The organism is Neisseria sp. 27098_8_139 (assembly GCF_041433195.1).
GTDB lineage: Bacteria > Pseudomonadota > Gammaproteobacteria > Burkholderiales > Neisseriaceae > Neisseria > Neisseria subflava.
In genome coordinates this window covers 194,138-210,527 of record NZ_JAPWBA010000002.1, presented here as the reverse complement: position 1 = coordinate 210,527, position 16,390 = coordinate 194,138, and the positions used below count along the sequence as shown (strand labels likewise).

The 16,390-nt window shown below is 53.1% G+C and carries 13 protein-coding genes and 1 riboswitch; of the genes, 2 read left to right on the top strand and 11 right to left on the bottom strand.

Annotation, left to right across the window (positions count from 1 at the left end; all coding sequences use genetic code 11):
- Positions 1 to 178: 178 nt before the first annotated feature.
- The 5 genes from gcvP to gcvT all read right to left on the bottom strand — a co-directional run bounded on the left by gcvP (position 179) and on the right by gcvT (position 5,968).
- Entirely contained in the window at positions 179 to 3,031 is a 2,853-nt protein-coding gene (gene gcvP / locus O3660_RS03690) for an aminomethyl-transferring glycine dehydrogenase (protein ID WP_049352057.1), read from the bottom strand.
- 56 nt (positions 3,032 to 3,087) lie between these two features.
- A complete protein-coding gene (locus O3660_RS03685) occupies positions 3,088 to 3,639 on the bottom strand; it encodes a DNA-3-methyladenine glycosylase I (RefSeq protein WP_049352054.1) in 552 nt (183 codons plus the stop codon).
- 106 nt (positions 3,640 to 3,745) lie between these two features.
- Entirely contained in the window at positions 3,746 to 4,144 is a 399-nt protein-coding gene (gene gcvH / locus O3660_RS03680; protein ID WP_036492952.1) for a glycine cleavage system protein GcvH, read from the bottom strand.
- 36 nt (positions 4,145 to 4,180) lie between these two features.
- Positions 4,181 to 4,720: a hypothetical protein gene (locus tag O3660_RS03675; RefSeq protein ID WP_152333183.1), complete on the bottom strand. Its 540-nt coding sequence runs from the start codon at positions 4,718 to 4,720 to the stop codon at positions 4,181 to 4,183.
- Between the two features lie 147 nt (positions 4,721 to 4,867).
- Positions 4,868 to 5,968, bottom strand: a complete 1,101-nt coding sequence (gene gcvT, locus O3660_RS03670) for a glycine cleavage system aminomethyltransferase GcvT (RefSeq protein ID WP_049352049.1) — start codon at positions 5,966 to 5,968, stop codon at positions 4,868 to 4,870.
- A 210-nt stretch (positions 5,969 to 6,178) separates the two neighbouring features.
- Positions 6,179 to 6,276, bottom strand: a riboswitch (glycine riboswitch).
- A gap of 206 nt (positions 6,277 to 6,482) precedes the next feature.
- Here gcvT and ubiB point away from each other — a divergent pair.
- Complete coding sequence (gene ubiB / locus O3660_RS03665) at positions 6,483 to 7,994, top strand: ubiquinone biosynthesis regulatory protein kinase UbiB (RefSeq protein ID WP_049352048.1); 1,512 nt, start codon at positions 6,483 to 6,485, stop codon at positions 7,992 to 7,994.
- A gap of 75 nt (positions 7,995 to 8,069) precedes the next feature.
- On the opposite strand, the gene O3660_RS03660 is transcribed toward ubiB, so the two are convergent.
- The 6 genes from O3660_RS03660 to O3660_RS03635 all read right to left on the bottom strand — a co-directional run bounded on the left by O3660_RS03660 (position 8,070) and on the right by O3660_RS03635 (position 13,271).
- Positions 8,070 to 9,440: a chloride channel protein gene (locus tag O3660_RS03660; protein WP_049352046.1), complete on the bottom strand. Its 1,371-nt coding sequence runs from the start codon at positions 9,438 to 9,440 to the stop codon at positions 8,070 to 8,072.
- A 77-nt stretch (positions 9,441 to 9,517) separates the two neighbouring features.
- Complete coding sequence (argJ, locus tag O3660_RS03655; protein ID WP_049328557.1) at positions 9,518 to 10,738, bottom strand: bifunctional glutamate N-acetyltransferase/amino-acid acetyltransferase ArgJ; 1,221 nt, start codon at positions 10,736 to 10,738, stop codon at positions 9,518 to 9,520.
- Between the two features lie 43 nt (positions 10,739 to 10,781).
- Positions 10,782 to 11,480: an LrgB family protein gene (locus O3660_RS03650; RefSeq protein ID WP_049328556.1), complete on the bottom strand. Its 699-nt coding sequence runs from the start codon at positions 11,478 to 11,480 to the stop codon at positions 10,782 to 10,784.
- Positions 11,480 to 11,824, bottom strand: a complete 345-nt coding sequence (locus tag O3660_RS03645; RefSeq protein WP_049328555.1) for a CidA/LrgA family protein — start codon at positions 11,822 to 11,824, stop codon at positions 11,480 to 11,482. Before O3660_RS03645 ends, O3660_RS03650 begins: the two co-directional genes overlap by 1 nt.
- A 186-nt stretch (positions 11,825 to 12,010) precedes the next feature.
- Complete coding sequence (locus O3660_RS03640; RefSeq protein WP_318250580.1) at positions 12,011 to 12,757, bottom strand: HesA/MoeB/ThiF family protein; 747 nt, start codon at positions 12,755 to 12,757, stop codon at positions 12,011 to 12,013.
- A gap of 49 nt (positions 12,758 to 12,806) precedes the next feature.
- Positions 12,807 to 13,271: a cyclic pyranopterin monophosphate synthase MoaC gene (locus O3660_RS03635; RefSeq protein ID WP_049352038.1), complete on the bottom strand. Its 465-nt coding sequence runs from the start codon at positions 13,269 to 13,271 to the stop codon at positions 12,807 to 12,809.
- Positions 13,272 to 13,458: 187 nt separating this feature from the next.
- Between O3660_RS03635 and ppc the strand changes: the two genes are divergently transcribed.
- Positions 13,459 to 16,161: a phosphoenolpyruvate carboxylase gene (ppc, locus tag O3660_RS03630; RefSeq protein ID WP_371464578.1), complete on the top strand. Its 2,703-nt coding sequence runs from the start codon at positions 13,459 to 13,461 to the stop codon at positions 16,159 to 16,161.
- Positions 16,162 to 16,390 lie beyond the last annotated feature (229 nt).

The window sequence follows — 16,390 nt, the reverse complement described above, 5'->3', positions numbered from 1 at the left end:
AGCCGTTTGGTTTTATCCGCAAGCAAAGGCATTCGCCGTCTATCTTTCCGAATGCCTTATCCGTTGTTTTACCAAAAACAAATGTATGTTCTCGGGCGAAATATCTTAACAAACAAAAGGCCATCTGAAAACTATTTTCATTTTCAGACAGCCTGTTCAATTTTAAACCTATTCAGGCTTAATCTTCGTATGCGTCAATCGGCAAGCAGGAGCAAATCAGATTGCGGTCGCCATACACTTCATCTACACGTTTGACGCTCGGCCAGAATTTGTGTTCGCGGACGAACGGCAATGGGAAGACAGCTTCTTCGCGGGAGTACGGATGCGTCCATTCGCCGGTTACGTCGGATGCAGTGTGCGGAGCGTTGACCAGCGGATTGTCTTCTTTCGGCCATTCGCCGCGCTCGACTTTCAGCACTTCCTGTTTGATTTGTTTCAAGGCGGCGATGAAGCGGTCGAGCTCGGCTTTGCTTTCGCTCTCGGTCGGCTCAATCATCAGCGTACCGGCAACAGGGAAGGAAACCGTCGGCGCGTGGAAGCCATAGTCCATCAGGCGTTTGGCGATGTCGGTTTCGGTGATGCCGCTTTCGGCTTTGAGCGGACGCAAATCAACGATACATTCGTGCGCGACGCGTCCGTTTTTGCCTGTATACAGGATCGGATAGTCTTCGCTCAGGCGTTTGGCAACGTAGTTGGCGTTGAGCAATGCCCAGCGTGTCGCCTGCTCCATGCCTTGTTTGCCCATCATGGTCAGGTACATCCAGGTAATCGGCAGGATGGACGCTGAACCGAAGGCCGCAGCAGCAACGGCGGTTTGGTCGGCACTGGCGCTGTGGGTGTCGGTCAAAGCGTGTCCCGGTGCAAACGGGGCAAGGTGGGCTTTCAAACCGATAGGGCCGACGCCCGGACCGCCGCCGCCGTGAGGGATACAGAAGGTTTTGTGCAGGTTCATGTGCAACACGTCCGCGCCGACTTCGGCAGGCTGCATGATGCCGATTTGGGCGTTGAGGTTGGCGCCGTCCATATAAACCTGTCCGCCGTTTTCATGGATGATGCGGCAGATGTCGCGGATGCCTTCTTCGTACACGCCGTGGGTGGACGGGTAAGTAATCATGATGGCGGACAAAGCGTCGCGGTATTGCTCGGCTTTGGCTTTCAAATCGTCGATGTTGACGTTGCCGTGTTCGTCGGTGTCGACAACGACGACTTTCAAACCGAGCATGGCCGCAGTCGCAGGGTTGGTACCGTGGGCTGATTTTGGAATCAGACAGATGTTGCGGTGTCCCTCGCCGTTGGCTTCTTGGTAACGGCGGATGGAGAGCATGCCGCTATATTCGCCCTGTGCGCCGGAGTTAGGCTGGAAGGAAATCGCGTCAAAGCCGGTGATGGCTTTCAGGCTGTTTTCCATATCGGCAAGCAATTCGCGATAGCCGGCGGTTTGCGCTTCGGGAGCGTAAGGATGGATGTCGGTGAACTCAGCCCAAGTAATCGGCAACATTTCCGCAGTCGCGTTGAGTTTCATGGTGCAGCTGCCCAATGAAATCATGCTGCGGTTCATCGCCAAGTCGCGGTCTTCGAGTTTTTTCAGGTAGCGCAACATTTCGTGTTCGGTGTGGTAACTGTTGAACACAGGATGTTGCAGAATGTCGTCCTGACGCAGCAATTCGGCATTCAGACGACCTTTGACATCATCGGCAAATGTGAATGTATCTTTGCCGGTAAATGCGCGGTACAAATCGACCAAATCTTCGTATGCCGACGTTTCATGGAACGCAGCCGCAACTTGAGTATCGTTGACGCGGCGCAGGTTGTAACCCGATTTCAAAGCAGCGGCAAACACTTGGTCTGCTTTCTCTTTGCTGCCGAAATCAACGGTAATGGTATCAAAGAAGACTTTGTGAACCACATTCAGGCCGTCTGAAACCAGCGCATCGGCAAAGGCAGAAGCCAGCGCATGAATGCGGTTGGCAATGCGTTTCACGCCTTCAGGGCCGTGGTAAACGGCATACATACCGGCCAAGTTTGCCAGCAATGCTTGTGCGGTACAAATATTGGATGTCGCTTTTTCGCGGCGGATGTGTTGCTCGCGTGTGGACAACGCCATGCGCAGCGCGGGTTTACCCGATGCGTCTTTGGATACGCCGATGATGCGGCCCGGAGCGGAACGTTTGAACTCGTCTTTAAACGCGAAATAAGCAGCGTGCGGACCACCAAAGCCCATCGGCACACCGAAGCGTTGGGTGTTGCCCAAAGCAATATCTGCGCCTAACTCGGCAGGGGATTTCAGCAAGACCAAGCTCATGATGTCGGCGGCAACGGCCACAATTGTGCCTTTGGCTTTCAGACGGCCGATAACGTCCTGCAAGTCTTGCACGTCGCCGTCTTTGCCGACGTATTGGAGCAGCGCGCCGAAGTATTCGCCTTCATCCGCTTGGGCAAAATCGCCGACCACCAGTTCAAAGCCGAAATATTTGGCACGGGTTTTCATCACGTCTAAAGTTTGCGGATACACGCGCGCATCCACAAAGAAACGCTCGGATTTCACTTTGCCCACGCGGTGCGCCATCGCCATCGCTTCAGCGGCGGCAGTTGCCTCGTCCAACAAAGACGCGCCTGCCACAGGGAAACCGGTCAAATCGATACACACTTGTTGGAAGTTCAACAAAGCTTCCAAACGGCCCTGGGCAATTTCCGCCTGATACGGGGTGTAGGCAGTGTACCAACCCGGATTTTCCAATACGTTGCGCAAAATCACGTTCGGCACGCGTGTCGGGTAATAGCCCAAGCCGATATAGGACTTGTTGATCACGTTTTTAGACGCGATGCCTTTCAATTTCGCCAACGCGTCCGCCTCGGTCAAAGCTTCGGGCAAATCGAGTTCGGACGGCATACGGATGCTTTGCGGCACGGTATTGCCGACAAAATCATCCATGCTCTTCTCGCCGAGCGCTTCCAAAAGCGCAGCCTCGTCGCCAAAGCTCAAATGGCGCGCGGCAAATTCGTTCGGGTTGAACAATTCAGATAGTTTCATTTCTACTCCTTGCGGTGTTATCGATATCAACACTGTTTTTTCTTGCAGATGTTGTTTCAGACGGCCTCCGCCCACTTTGGACGACATGCCAATATTTCCCTATAAACCGGACAGGTTTCCACATGCGCGCCAGGCAGGTAGCCGGTACTCATCAGAAATTCGCCGACGATTTCGCCACCGACAAATTTGAAATGTTTTTTAAACAGCTTCACCCATTCAGTCTTGTCGAGCGGATGGTGAGTATCCAGCCAGTTTTTGAATGAGCCGTATTCTTGCTGTATTTGTCTGATTTGTCGCGCGTTATAAATGGCTGCGTTGATTTTCAGGCGGTTGCGGACGATGCCTGCATCGGCAAGCAGTCGCTCAATATCGGCTTCGTCAAATGCAGCGACCGTATCGATGTCAAAACCTTTAAATGCCGTCTGAAATGCCTGCTGCTTCTTCAGCATCAGCGTCCAGCTTAATCCTGCCTGATTGATTTCCAACACCAGCCGCTCAAACAATTCATTGTCGTCCTCAATCGGAAAACCGTATTGCGTGTCGTGATAATGTTTGTTGGGATTGTCTGTATCGTCAGGAAGCGTGTCGACAAATTCGCAGTAATTCATGTTTGCTGAGGGAAAATTGAAACAAAGGCCGTCTGAAAGCATTTTTCAGACGACCTAAGACCTGCAATATCAAACAGATGAAAACCTGTTTGGATGTTTGCAAAAATCAAGCTACTTCGCCTGCGTATTGTTCGGCAGTCAGCAGACCGTCGTAATCGGCAGGGTTGGCAGGTTTGATTTTGAAGAACCAGCCTGCGCCGTAAGGGTCGCTGTTGGCAGTTTCCGGAGCGCTTGGCAAATCTTCGTTGACGGCAACGACTTCGCCTGCAATCGGCGCGTACACGTCAGATGCGGCTTTTACAGACTCAACCACACCGGCTTGCTCTTCGGCAGCCAGGTTTGCGCCGACTTCTGGCAGCTCGACAAACACGATGTCGCCCAACAGCTCTTGCGCGTGATGGGTAATGCCGACGGTGATGGTACCGTCTTCTTCAAGGCGCAGCCATTCGTGGCTGGCAACGTATTTCAGTTCTGCTGGGATGTTGCTCATGGTTTGATACTCCATTGATAGGGGGTTATTTTCAGACGGCATCTGCACAGCTTAGCGTGCGCAGATACCTCGTGCGATTAATTCTTCCAAGCGTCCGTAATGGACGGCAATCATATTGTTTTTATCTTGTTCCAATTTTTGCTTTTGGGCGGAAGGAAGTTTAGGGGATGCAGAATAATCCAAATATGCTTCGTTTATCTTGCGCTTGTTACTTGCCATTACGCCGCTTGCGCGGAATACAACGATTCCTTGTTTGGACCTCATATTGTCTGCAACGGCAACCTTCAGGCCCTTACTGCGGTAATCTGCACAAATGCCTGTAACAGCCGATACTTTATCCACTTCAACTGTTCCTGCATAACGGCTGAACGCAAACAGGGTAAATGATTTCGCTTGCGACAATGATTTCAGGTCGGAAGCACGGCTTCTACCCTTATTATCTTGCACGGCAATACTCAAATCATCATTCATGCGGATAATATCAAGAGCATATTCCTCGTCTATCGTCACCTCGCCGGCAATCTTTCCATTGCTGCCAACGGTTTTCATAAATGTTGCAGTACGGGATTTTCCTTCTGTATCGAAAAACATCAATCCGCTCTCGCTGGCAGACGAAGCGCAAGCCGATAACATCAATAACAACAATAAACTGCCAAAGGTTGCTTTCATAGGAAACAACAATTCCTTAAAACCTGCTTTCAGACGACCCTTAACAAATAAAGGCCGTCTGAACCGATATTAATCAAACTGTTTTTGACCGTTGCGCACAAACGGCAGCTTCAGTACGCGTACGTCCACTTCTTTGCCGCGCATCAGCACTTTGGCGGTATCGCCGTCAAAGTCTTTCGGTACGCGTGCGATGGCGATGGATTGTTTCAGGCTTGGCGAGAATACGCCGCTGGTGGTTTCGCCTTGGCCTTTGCCGGTCAACACTTCCATATGCGCGCGCAGGATGCCGCCTTTGTCGAGCAACAGGCCGACCTGTTTGACGGCAACGCCTTTTTCTTTCAATGCCAATAAAGCAGCTTTACCGACGAAATCGCGGCTTTCGTCTTTCAAGTCAACCGTCCAACCCATGCCTGCTTCGAGCGGGCTGGTGTCGTCGTCCATATCGTTGCCGTAAAGGTTCATACCGGCTTCCATGCGCAGGGTGTCGCGCGCGCCGAGGCCGCAGGGCTGTACGCCGGCTTGTTGCAGGGCTTTGAAGAATGCGCTAGCTTCGGTGCTGGGCAGGATGACTTCAACGCCGTCTTCGCCGGTGTAGCCGGTGCGGGCGACAAACCAGTCGTTGCCCAAATCCGCGCCTTGGAACGGTTTGAGGTTGTGGACGACATCCGCCCATTCGGGTTTGACGGTCAGGAGTTTTTCGATGGCTTTAGGACCTTGTACGGCAATCATACCGAGGTCGTAGCGCGGGTTGAAGGCGACGCCGAACTCTTGTCCGATTTTGTGGAGCTGGGCGGTATCTTTTTCGCGGGTCGCGCCGTTGGACACAATGCGGTATTGGGTTTCGGCTTCGTTGGTGCGGTAAACGATTAAGTCGTCAATCACGCCGCCGTTGTCGTTGAGCAAAGCAGAATAAAGGGCTTTGCCGACAAAAGCGAGTTTGGCGACATCGTTGGCAATCAATTTGCGGAAAAAGGCTTTGGCATTTGCGCCTGCTACGTCGGTAACGAGCATATGGGATACGTCAAACATACCGGCGTCGGTGCGCACGGCTTCGTGTTCGGCGATTTGTGAACCATAATGGATGGGCAGCTCCCAGCCGGCAAAATCTACCAGCTTCGCGCCTGCATCTTGATGGGCTTGATGAAATGGGGTGGTTTTCAGAGCAGTCATTCTCAAGTTTCTCCGGATTTTTTGTTCAGATGCCGCCCGCGCACCTGTGCGCGGATGACCCTATCTGTCCTTGAACCTGAGATTTTCGGCTGTATCCGCATGATGGCAAACCAGTCTGCTCACTGCTTTGCGCGGTTGTCTGAATGGTGGTTCAGACGGCCTTCTCCCCTTCGGTGGACGTTATTCTAACGCCGCTCTCCAGATTGTTTGTTTCAATGTGCAGTCCCTGATACCTGAGCGATTTAAGGGTGTCTGCGCCTTCGGTGGTTACATTGTAGTTGGATGTAACACTCTCCTGCACATTTCCCGATTATGTCTTGAATCGGCGGTTTGGGCAAGTAGCCGACGAATATTTATGATGCGAATATTCGTCTTTTTATTGAGGCGGCAAAACCTTAGCCTTTATAAAATTGTTAGCCATGCGGCAAATGTTTTTGCAAAAGTCCCAGGCCGTCTGAAGCCCTTGGCCGTTTTTCCTATATAATTCTGTTTTTTCGATTTATCTGCGTCCATCATGAACCGCCTCAAACGCATTAAAACCATCCTCTGCACGCTCTACCGCTACCGCCTTGCCGAGCTGATTGCCTCGCTGGTCCGTCCGGGTTGGGCGCGGACTTTCCTCAATATGCTGCCGCAGTCGTCCAAGTTCAAACACGAGATGCCTGCCGTGCGCCTGCGTTTGGCGTTGGAAAGCCTGGGGCCGATTTTCATCAAATTCGGACAGGTATTATCCACGCGACCCGATTTGATTCCGCATGATTACGCGGTCGAACTGGCAAGGCTGCAAGACAAAGTGCCGCCGTTTGACGCGCAGCTTTCACGCTCGCAAATCGAAAAATCTTTGGGCCAATCCATCGACACTTTATACGCGGAATTTGAAACAGAGCCTGTCGCCAGCGCGTCCATCGCCCAAGTACACAAAGCCCGCCTGCATTCTGGCGAACAGGTCGCAGTGAAAGTCTTGCGCCCCAACCTTTTGCCCGTTATCGAACAGGATTTGTCGCTGATGCGCTTTGGCGCAGGCTGGGTGGAACGTTTGTTTTCAGACGGCAAGCGTTTGAAGCCGCGCGAAGTGGTGGCCGAATTTGACAAATACCTGCACGACGAATTGGACTTGATGCGCGAAGCCGCCAATGCCAGCCAACTTGGACGTAATTTCCAAAACAGCGATATGCTGATTGTGCCGAAGGTGTTTTACGACTACTGCACCAGCGACGTACTGACCATCGAATGGATGGACGGCACGCCGATATCCGATATTGCCAAACTCAAAGCAGACGGCATTGATTTGCACAAACTTGCCGATTACGGCGTGGAAATCTTCTTCACGCAAGTTTTCCGCGACGGCTTTTTCCATGCGGATATGCACCCCGGCAATATTCTGGTTGCCGCCGACAACCGCTACATCGCCCTCGATTTCGGCATCGTCGGCACGCTGACAGATTACGACAAACGCTATCTCGCCATCAACTTCCTCGCCTTCTTTAACCGCGATTACCACCGCGTCGCCACCGCCCACATCGAATCGGGCTGGGTGCCTGCCGACACGCGTGCGGAAGAATTGGAAGCCGCTGTCCGCGCCGTGTGCGAGCCTGTGTTCAACAAACCGATTTCGCAGATTTCCTTCGGCTTGGTGCTGATGCGCCTGTTTGAAGTCAGCCGCCGTTTCAATGTCGAAATCCAACCGCAGCTGGTATTGCTGCAAAAAACGCTGCTCAACATCGAAGGCTTGGGGCGTCAACTCGATCCCGATTTGGACTTGTGGAAAACCGCCAAACCGTTTTTGGTGCGCTGGATGAACGAACAGGTCGGCCCCAAAGCCCTTTGGCGCAACCTCAAAAACGAAGCCCCCGACTGGGCGCAAATCATCCCTTCTCTGCCGCGTAAAATCAGCGCGCTGGTTGATGAAAACCGCCAACAGGAAATGCGCGATGCCTATGTGCATTTGGTCAAAGTACAGCAACGCCAAAGCCTTTGGTTGGCTGTGATTGCGGTTGTTTTGCTGCTGATTTTGCTGTTTAAGTAAACCGTAATACAGCTTTAAACGACATAATAAAGGCCGTCTGAAATCTGATTTTCAGACGGCCTTTTATATACCGACCTATTCTTTTTTCTCGTGCTGAACATGTCCGCTTTCGGCTTCAATATGCCGTCTGAAGCGCAAACCTGCGGCATGGTAAAACGGATGCGGCGAGAATTGGCGCGAGACTTGCGAAGCGAAGATGCAAGTCAGCAACATCCAAAACAGTAAATTCTGTCCGCCCGTCATTTCCATGACCACCACAGCGGCGGTCAACGGCGATTGGGTTGCGGCGGCAAGGAATGCGGCCATGCAGAGCAAAACCGCGACATTGGACGCGTCGCCCAGTTGCGCGAAAGAAGCCATGTGTTCGCCTATCATCGCACCGATGGTTAACGACGGCGTGAAGATGCCGCCGGGAATGCCTGCCCAATAGCTGAACACGGTTGCCGCCCATTTTGCGACTGCCAAGCCGAACGGCGCTTCATACGCACCTTTGAGTGCGGCTGCGGCTTCGTGATAGCCCGTGCCATAGGTTTTACCTTGATAAAACGTACCGAGCAGCGCGAGCAAGATACCCATTGCAAAGGCGACCACCAACAAATGGCGGCGGATGAAACTGCGCCAGCGTACCGGTGCGAATGCCGCCGCTCCGCGATACAAAAAGCTGCCGAACAATCCGCCGGCCACGCCGCAGACGATGCCCGACACCGCGGCCCACATCAGCATGTTTGGCAACTCATGCCCTTGAAAACCTGAGAAATACGGGTTATTGCCCTGTATCGCCACTTGAATGAAACCGGCTGCCAACACGCCCATCAGGATTTGACGTTCCCAACGTAAAAGCACGCCACGCCCCAATTCTTCGATGGCAAACACCACGCCGGCCAAAGGCGCGTTAAACGCCGCCGCCAAACCGCCGGCCGCACCTGCGGCAATCAAATCGTTTTCCTGCATGCCCCTAAACGCCAGCCCGTGCTTTTTACACCACGCACCCCAAGCGTTCATGACCGCCGCACCCACTTGTACAGACGGCCCTTCCCTGCCGATCGACGCCCCCAAAATCATGCCCAAAAACGTCAGCGGAATTTTGAAAAAGGTTTCGCCCAAACGAATCAGACGGGTTTTCTGCGCACCATAAGGCAAAGACAAAGAGGCGATAACCTGCGGAATACCGCTGCCGGAAGTGTACGGCGCAAATTTGCGCGTAAACCACGCCAAAAGCGGTAAACCCAGCGGCAAAGCCACCCACGCAAACCACGGATATTTCCCCACCAGCAAAGCGTTCCATTCCAAAGCCAAATCCGCCAAGTACGCAAACATCAAAGCCGTCAGGGCGACCAGTGCCGAGCCTGCCAGCAAAAACAGAAGGGCAATGCTCTTTTTCGACAGGCGTTTGGTTTGGCGGATTTTGTGGGCAAGGCGCGCCGCCCAAGTCTGGGGAAATTTCATAATAAACACGCAGTCAATGTGTCCAGACGGCCTTGATACTTTTCTCAAAGGCCGTCTGAAAACAAGGATAAAGGTTTTTAAGAACGGTAATCCGCATTAATCGACACATATTCATGCGACAAATCGCAGGTATAGACGGCCGCCGTCGTATCGCCGCGTTGCAAATCGATGCGGACGGTGATTTCCGGACGGTTCATCACTGCTTGTCCTGCTTCTTCGGTATAGCTTTCCGCGCGGCCGCCGTTTTCGGCAACCAACACGTCATCCAGCCACATTTTCAAAGCATCGACATCCAAGTCTTCAATACCGGCATAGCCGACGGCTGCCAACAGACGGCCCAAGTTCGGGTCGGAGGCAAAGAAAGCGGTTTTCACCAAAGGCGAATGGGCAACGGCATAAGCCACTTTGCGCGCCTCTTCGCGGGTTTTCGCGTTTTGCACTTCAATCGTGATGAACTTGGTCGCACCCTCGCCATCACGGACAATCGCCTGCGCCAATTCCAAAGCCAGCGAACCGAGCAAGGCTTTAAGCTGCGCATAGCGCGGATCGGCGGTATTGTCGATTTCACTCTGACCGCAACGGCCTGTCGCCATAATCACGAAGCTGTCGTTGGTGCTGGTATCGCCGTCCACGGTAATCGTATTGAAACTCTTATCTGCGATTTCTTGCGTCATCAGCTGCAAAATCGGTTGGGACACTTTGGCATCGGTGGCAATAAACGACAACATGGTTGCCATGTTCGGATGAATCATACCCGAGCCTTTGGCGATACCGGTGGCGCGGACTGTGTGTTTTTCACCGACCAAGCCTGTGCGTGAAGCAGCTTTCGGTACAGTATCCGTCGTCATGATGGCACGCGCCGCGTCCGACCAAAATGCAGGGCGAACTTGCGGCAAAGCGGCCACGATTTTATCCACAGGCAGCGGCTCCAAAATCACGCCGGTCGAAAACGGCATAATCTGATTGGATTGGCAGCCGACCTGTTCCGCCGCCGCCGCGCACACTTTAATCGCATCCAGACGGCCTTGTGCGCCGGTACCCGCATTGGCATTGCCCGTATTGATGACTAAGGCACACACGCCGTCTTGGTCAAACAGATGCGACTTGGCGATATGCACAGGCGCGGCGCAGAAACGGTTTTGCGTAAACACTGCGCCCACCGTATGTCCGCCGCCCAACACCATCAGCGTCAAATCGTCGCGGTCTTGTTGCTTGATGCCGGCACGACCTGTAAACAGACGGATGCCGTCGATTTCCAACAATTCGTCTGCACGTTTTTCAGTCAAATTTACAGCCATATCATTTTCTCCTGTTTACACTATTTTCAGACGGCCTAAAACGCTATACGCCCAATAAGGGAATCAAGATAGGCACCAATATCGCCGTCAACACACCGTTGAGCGTCAAGCCCAAGCCGGCATATGCGGCCATACGGCGGCCGTATTCCAAAGACGCCGCAATACCCATCGCATGTGAGGCCGTACCCAAAGACATTCCCACTGAAGAAGGCATATATAACGTCCCTTTCAACACTTTATATCCGGCCATCTGTCCAAAAAGTCCAGCAATAATCACCGTTGCCGCCGTAATCGCCGGAATACCGCCGATAGACGCCGTGATTTCAATCGCAATCGGGTTGGTCACAGATTTGGAAGCCAGCGACAAAATCACTTCGCGCGAAGCGCCCAGCCATTTGGCAAAATACACACCCGTAACAATGCCTGTCACGCTGCCCGCCAACTGCGACAACACCACTGGCAACCACTGGCTGCGGATACGGTCCCAATTTCGATAAAGCGGCACGGCCAGCAACACGACTGCCGGTTTCAACCAAAAATCAATAAAGCGCGAAGCAGAATGGTATAGCTCGTAATCGATGGCAAATACCTTCAAATACCCCATCAACACCAGCGTACTGATCAATACCGGATTACACAGCACATTCCCCGTGCGCGCCCGAATCTGCACCGCCAAAGCATACACGGCCAAAGTCAGGAACAGCATGACCGAGGGCATGCGCAACAGCCCGTCTATATTCATCACATCCGCCTCCTGACCCACTCATGCACTTTGCCGGTCACCAACAATACGCAGATCGTACTGCCGATTGTGGCCGTCAAAATTGAAAACCAGTCGTTTGCAATCACGTCCAAATAGCTGATGACGGCCACGCAAGGCGGCACCAAAAACAAAGTCAGGTTTGCCATCAAAATGTCTGCCAGTTCGCCCACCCAAGACAATTTGACCCAGCCCGCCTGAAGCGCGGCAAACAGCAAAGCCATGCCGACAATACTGCCCGGCAGCTTCAACCCCAAAATCCAAACGGTTGCCTCGCCCAAAGCCAGGCAACCCAATACCACCAATAAGGCACGAATAATATTCATTAAGCCGGTTTCTCCTTATCCCTTTTCAGACGGCCTCAAAAAATTTATTAATCATTGAATCATATCGTGCCACAGGCCGTCTGAAAAGGGAAGAAACGCCTTCCTTCGAGTTTAATGAAAGATAAGTATGATTACTCTAGCGGATTGGCTGAGGCAATATTGAAACCCCTACCCTGCTTTTTGTCTTTAACGGCCGCTGCAAACCGGGCATTCGGGATTGTGTTTCACCCCGTATTGCTGCCATTTTCCGCTCAACGCGTTGTAGGTAGAAAGTTTGCCGTGCGACGGCGTACCGATACCGATCAGCACTTTAAGCGCTTCGGCGGCTTGGGTCGTTCCGATAACGCCGACCAACGGCGAAAAAACGCCGAACAATGCACAAGCGCCGTCGCTGGCTTGTTCGCCATCAAACAGGCAGGCATAGCAGGGCGTATCGGGAAGATCGGGACGGTACACGGCGATTTGTCCATCAAAGCCGACGGCCGCTGCGGAAACCAAAGGCGTGCGCGTGGCAACGGAGGCGCGGTTGACTGCTTGGCGTGTGGGATAATTGTCGGAACAATCAAGGATGATGTCGGCGGCGTTTGCCAATTCGACAAGCCTGGCCTCATCGAGAAATTCGGCAATAGCTGTAATGTGTGTTTGGCTGTTGATTTGTTTCAGACGGCCTTGCATCACCAAAGCCTTGTTTTTACCGATGTCGGCTTCGGTAAACGTGATTTGGCGTTGAAGATTGGTCTCGTCGATGGTATCGGCATCGGCAATCGTCAGGCTGCCGATGCCGGCGGCGGCAAGATACGGCAAGGCCGCCGCACCCAGCCCGCCGCAACCGACAACAAGCACATGGGCAGCCAAGAGTTTTTCTTGGCCTTCGATACCGATTTCGTCAAGCAAGATATGGCGGCTGAACCGCAAGAGTTGTTGATCGTTCATCATAATAATAAGGCCGTCTGAAACCCAATGTTCAGACGGCCTGAATGGTTTAGAAATTAATATTTTCGTATGCGTTGTCAAACAAGAAAGGACGGCCTTCGCTGCTGGTTTCGGATTCTAGGCGGATGCCGCTGAGCATCATATTGCGGTCAACGTCTTTCATCATGTCGTAAACGCTCAAGAGCGCCAAATTGAGGCCGGCCAGGGCTTCGGTGGCAATGCTGCCGTTGCTGTGCGCTTGGACGGTCAGCGTGGCCTTCAGGCAGGCCAACTCAACGTTAATATCGAAATCAACCTGCACGCCGATGATGCGGCCGGGCAGGTGCAGCGGAATCAGGTTGGCAGTCTGTTTGATGCTCTGAATGGCGGCAACGCGGGCGATGGTCAGGATACTTGCCTTTTCGGTGGCATTCTCTATCAACACCCTTATCGCCTGCTGGCTCATGTTGATAGTGCCGACGGCGACGGCGGTGTGTTGCTCAGGAAAATCGGGTTGGTTGGGAAATTCAATCATGGGTTTCTCGCCTCTGTTTTGATGGGCAATATTTTACGGCATTTTACAGACAGCGACCACGCGGCGGATACAGACGGCCGTTTTCCGGTTTGAAATGTATCGGGTGTTACCATTGGCAGTTTATAAAAATCTGCTATACAATGTATTCACGATACACCCAAATTAACATTTAAATAAGAGAAAAATCATGCAACTGCATATCTTGAATAATCCAAAAGATGCCGCTCTGGCAGCGGATGCGGAATTTTTAAAACAGTCTCTTTTCAATCTGCTGCATGAGGAAGCATCGCCTTTGGTGGTCGAAACCGTTAAGCTATTATCGACCTCAGACGACAGTGCTGCCCTGATTGAGAAGGTGTTGCCGCAATTGGACGAACAACAAACCCACGATTTAACCTTGGCCTGCGGCCTGTTCGCGCAGATTTTGAACATCGCCGAAGACGTACACCACGAACGCCGCCGCCAAATCCACGAAGAGGCCGGACACAACAGTGCCGAAGGCAGCCTGACGGAAACCGTGCGCAAGCTCAAAGCCGGAAAAGTCAACGGCAAAGCGGTGCAACAACAACTGGACAACACGGTCGTTACCGCCGTTTTGACCGCGCACCCGACCGAAGTACAACGTCAAACCGTCTTGAGCTTCAACCGCCGTATCCGCACGCTGCTGCCGCAACGCGAACGCTGCACCAACCCAGAAGCGCTGGCTCAGTTGCGCCGAGAAATCGACGCCGTGCTTTTGTGCCTGTGGCAGACCAGCGAAACGCGCCGCCACAAACTCAGCGTCAACGACGAAATTAACAACGGTGTATCCATCTTCCCAATGAGCTTCTTTGAAGCCCTGCCTAAACTCTACCGCACAATGGAACGCGATTTTCAGACGGCCTATCCCGGTGTCCGCGTTCCGAATATCCTTAAAATCGGCGGCTGGATCGGCGGCGATCGTGACGGCAATCCGTTCGTTTCTGCCGAAACCTTGCGTTTTGCGTTCAGACGGCATGCCGATGCAGTGTTCCGCTTCTATCGCGGCGAACTCGATAAACTCTACCGCGAATTGCCGCTCTCCATCCGCCGCGTCAAAGTCAACGACGACGTGATGGCACTGGCCGCCCTCTCGCCTGACGAAGAAATCGCCCGCACCGAAGAACCCTACCGCCGCGCCATCGCCTACATCATGGCCCGCGCCATGGGCAAAGCGCGCTCACTCGGTTTGGGCATGGGCTGCAAATTCGGCTTCCTCGAGCCTTATGCCACGGTCGAAGAGTTCCTCACCGACCTGAAAAAACTGCAACGCTCGCTCCACGAAAACGGCAGCCAACTGCTGGCAGAAGGCCGTCTGGCCAATATTATCCGCAGCGTATCCGTGTTCGGCTTCCACATGATGCCGCTCGACCTGCGCCAACACGCAAGCAAACACGCCGATGTGGTTGCCGAGCTCTTCCAACACGCAGGCTTGGAAGACTACAACAGCCTGAACGAAGAGCAAAAACAAGCCGCCCTGTTGCGCGAATTGATCCATCAACGTCCGCTGTACAGCCCGTTCATCACATACAGCGACCATACCCGCCACGAATTGGCAATTTTCAACGAAGCGCGCAAAATCAAAGACGAATTCGGTGAAGATGCCGTTACACAAAGCATTATTTCCAACTGCGAACAACCCAGCGACCTGCTCGCCTTGGCATTGCTGCTGAAAGAAAGCGGCCTGTTGGTGGTGGAAAACGGCAAACCGCACAGCCGCATCAATATCGTGCCTCTGTTTGAAACCATCGAAGCACTCGAAAACGCCTGTCCGGTCATGGAAACCATGTTTCGCCTCGACTGGTATGATGCCCTGCTTGAAAGCCGCGGCAACATCCAAGAAATCATGCTGGGCTACTCCGACTCCAACAAAGACGGCGGCTACGTTACCAGCTCGTGGTGTCTGTATCAGGCAGAGTTGGGCTTGGTCGAACTCTTCAAAAAATACGATGTCCGCATGCGTCTGTTCCACGGCCGCGGCGGCAGCGTAGGTCGCGGCGGCGGCCCATCTTACCAAGCCATTTTGGCGCAACCTGCGGGCAGCGTTGCCGGACAAATCCGCATTACCGAGCAAGGCGAAGTCATTACCGCCAAATACGCCGACCCGGGCAATGCCCAACGTAACTTGGAAACCTTGGTTGCCGCGACTTTAGAAGCCAGCATCCTGCCGGACAAAAAAGACCCTGATGCCAAACTGATGCAGGATTTGTCGGACGTATCGTTCAAATACTACCGCGAACTGATTACCCATCCCGACTTCATCGACTACTTCCTGCAAACCAGCCCGATTCAGGAAATCGCCACCCTCAACCTCGGCAGCCGTCCCGCTAGCCGCAAAACCTTGGCGCGGATTCAGGACTTGCGCGCGATTCCATGGGTATTCTCATGGATGCAAAACCGCCTCATGCTGCCGGCTTGGTACGGTTTCGGCAGCGCAGTGGAAACCTTGTGCGAAGGCAATCCCGACACACTGACCGCCCTGCGCGAACATGCCCAAAGCAACCCGTTCTTCCAAGCCATGCTCTCCAACATGGAGCAAGTGATGGCGAAAACCGACATCACCTTGGCGGAAAACTATGCCGGCTTGAGCGAATCGCCCGATAAAGCAAAAGTCATCTTCGGCATGATCAAGGAAGAATACCAACGCAGCCGCAAAGCACTACTCGACCTGCTGCAAACCGAAGAGCTCCTGCGCGACAACCGCAGCCTCGCCCGTTCTCTTGCCTTGAGGATTCCATATCTGAACGCCCTCAACGGCCTGCAAGTCGCCATGCTCAAACGCCTGCGCAAAGAGCCCGACAATCCGCACGCCCTGCTGATGGTTCACCTGACCATCAACGGCGTGGCGCAAGGTTTGCGCAATACCGGTTAAGGCAGCACGGAAAAAAGGCCGTCTGAAACAATTTTCAGACGGCCTTTAAACTAACTGCGAACCGCAGCAACGGCTTTATCCACGAAGCCCCATACTGTTTCTCAACCTGCTTGCCACTCTTACCCTATTCATTTAACTTGCCCTGTATTTCAAACTATTATGGGCAACAGCAGATAATCTATTGTCAAATCAAAGTGTTCATTTAAGTATGGCAAGCGCTTCAGCATGA

Bases quoted from the DNA above. Each gene is read 5' to 3' on its own strand.
- gcvP (WP_049352057.1), bottom strand. From the start codon at position 3,031: ATGAAACTATCTGAATTGTTCAACCCGAACGAATTTGCCGCGCGCCAT.
- O3660_RS03685 (WP_049352054.1), bottom strand. From the start codon at position 3,639: ATGAATTACTGCGAATTTGTCGACACGCTTCCTGACGATACAGACAAT.
- gcvH (WP_036492952.1), bottom strand. From the start codon at position 4,144: ATGGAGTATCAAACCATGAGCAACATCCCAGCAGAACTGAAATACGTT.
- O3660_RS03675 (WP_152333183.1), bottom strand. From the start codon at position 4,720: ATGTTTTTCGATACAGAAGGAAAATCCCGTACTGCAACATTTATGAAA.
- gcvT (WP_049352049.1), bottom strand. From the start codon at position 5,968: ATGACTGCTCTGAAAACCACCCCATTTCATCAAGCCCATCAAGATGCA.
- ubiB (WP_049352048.1), top strand. From the start codon at position 6,483: ATGAACCGCCTCAAACGCATTAAAACCATCCTCTGCACGCTCTACCGC.
- O3660_RS03660 (WP_049352046.1), bottom strand. From the start codon at position 9,440: ATGAAATTTCCCCAGACTTGGGCGGCGCGCCTTGCCCACAAAATCCGC.
- argJ (WP_049328557.1), bottom strand. From the start codon at position 10,738: ATGGCTGTAAATTTGACTGAAAAACGTGCAGACGAATTGTTGGAAATC.
- O3660_RS03650 (WP_049328556.1), bottom strand. From the start codon at position 11,480: ATGAATATAGACGGGCTGTTGCGCATGCCCTCGGTCATGCTGTTCCTG.
- O3660_RS03645 (WP_049328555.1), bottom strand. From the start codon at position 11,824: ATGAATATTATTCGTGCCTTATTGGTGGTATTGGGTTGCCTGGCTTTG.
- O3660_RS03640 (WP_318250580.1), bottom strand. From the start codon at position 12,757: ATGAACGATCAACAACTCTTGCGGTTCAGCCGCCATATCTTGCTTGAC.
- O3660_RS03635 (WP_049352038.1), bottom strand. From the start codon at position 13,271: ATGATTGAATTTCCCAACCAACCCGATTTTCCTGAGCAACACACCGCC.
- ppc (WP_371464578.1), top strand. From the start codon at position 13,459: ATGCAACTGCATATCTTGAATAATCCAAAAGATGCCGCTCTGGCAGCG.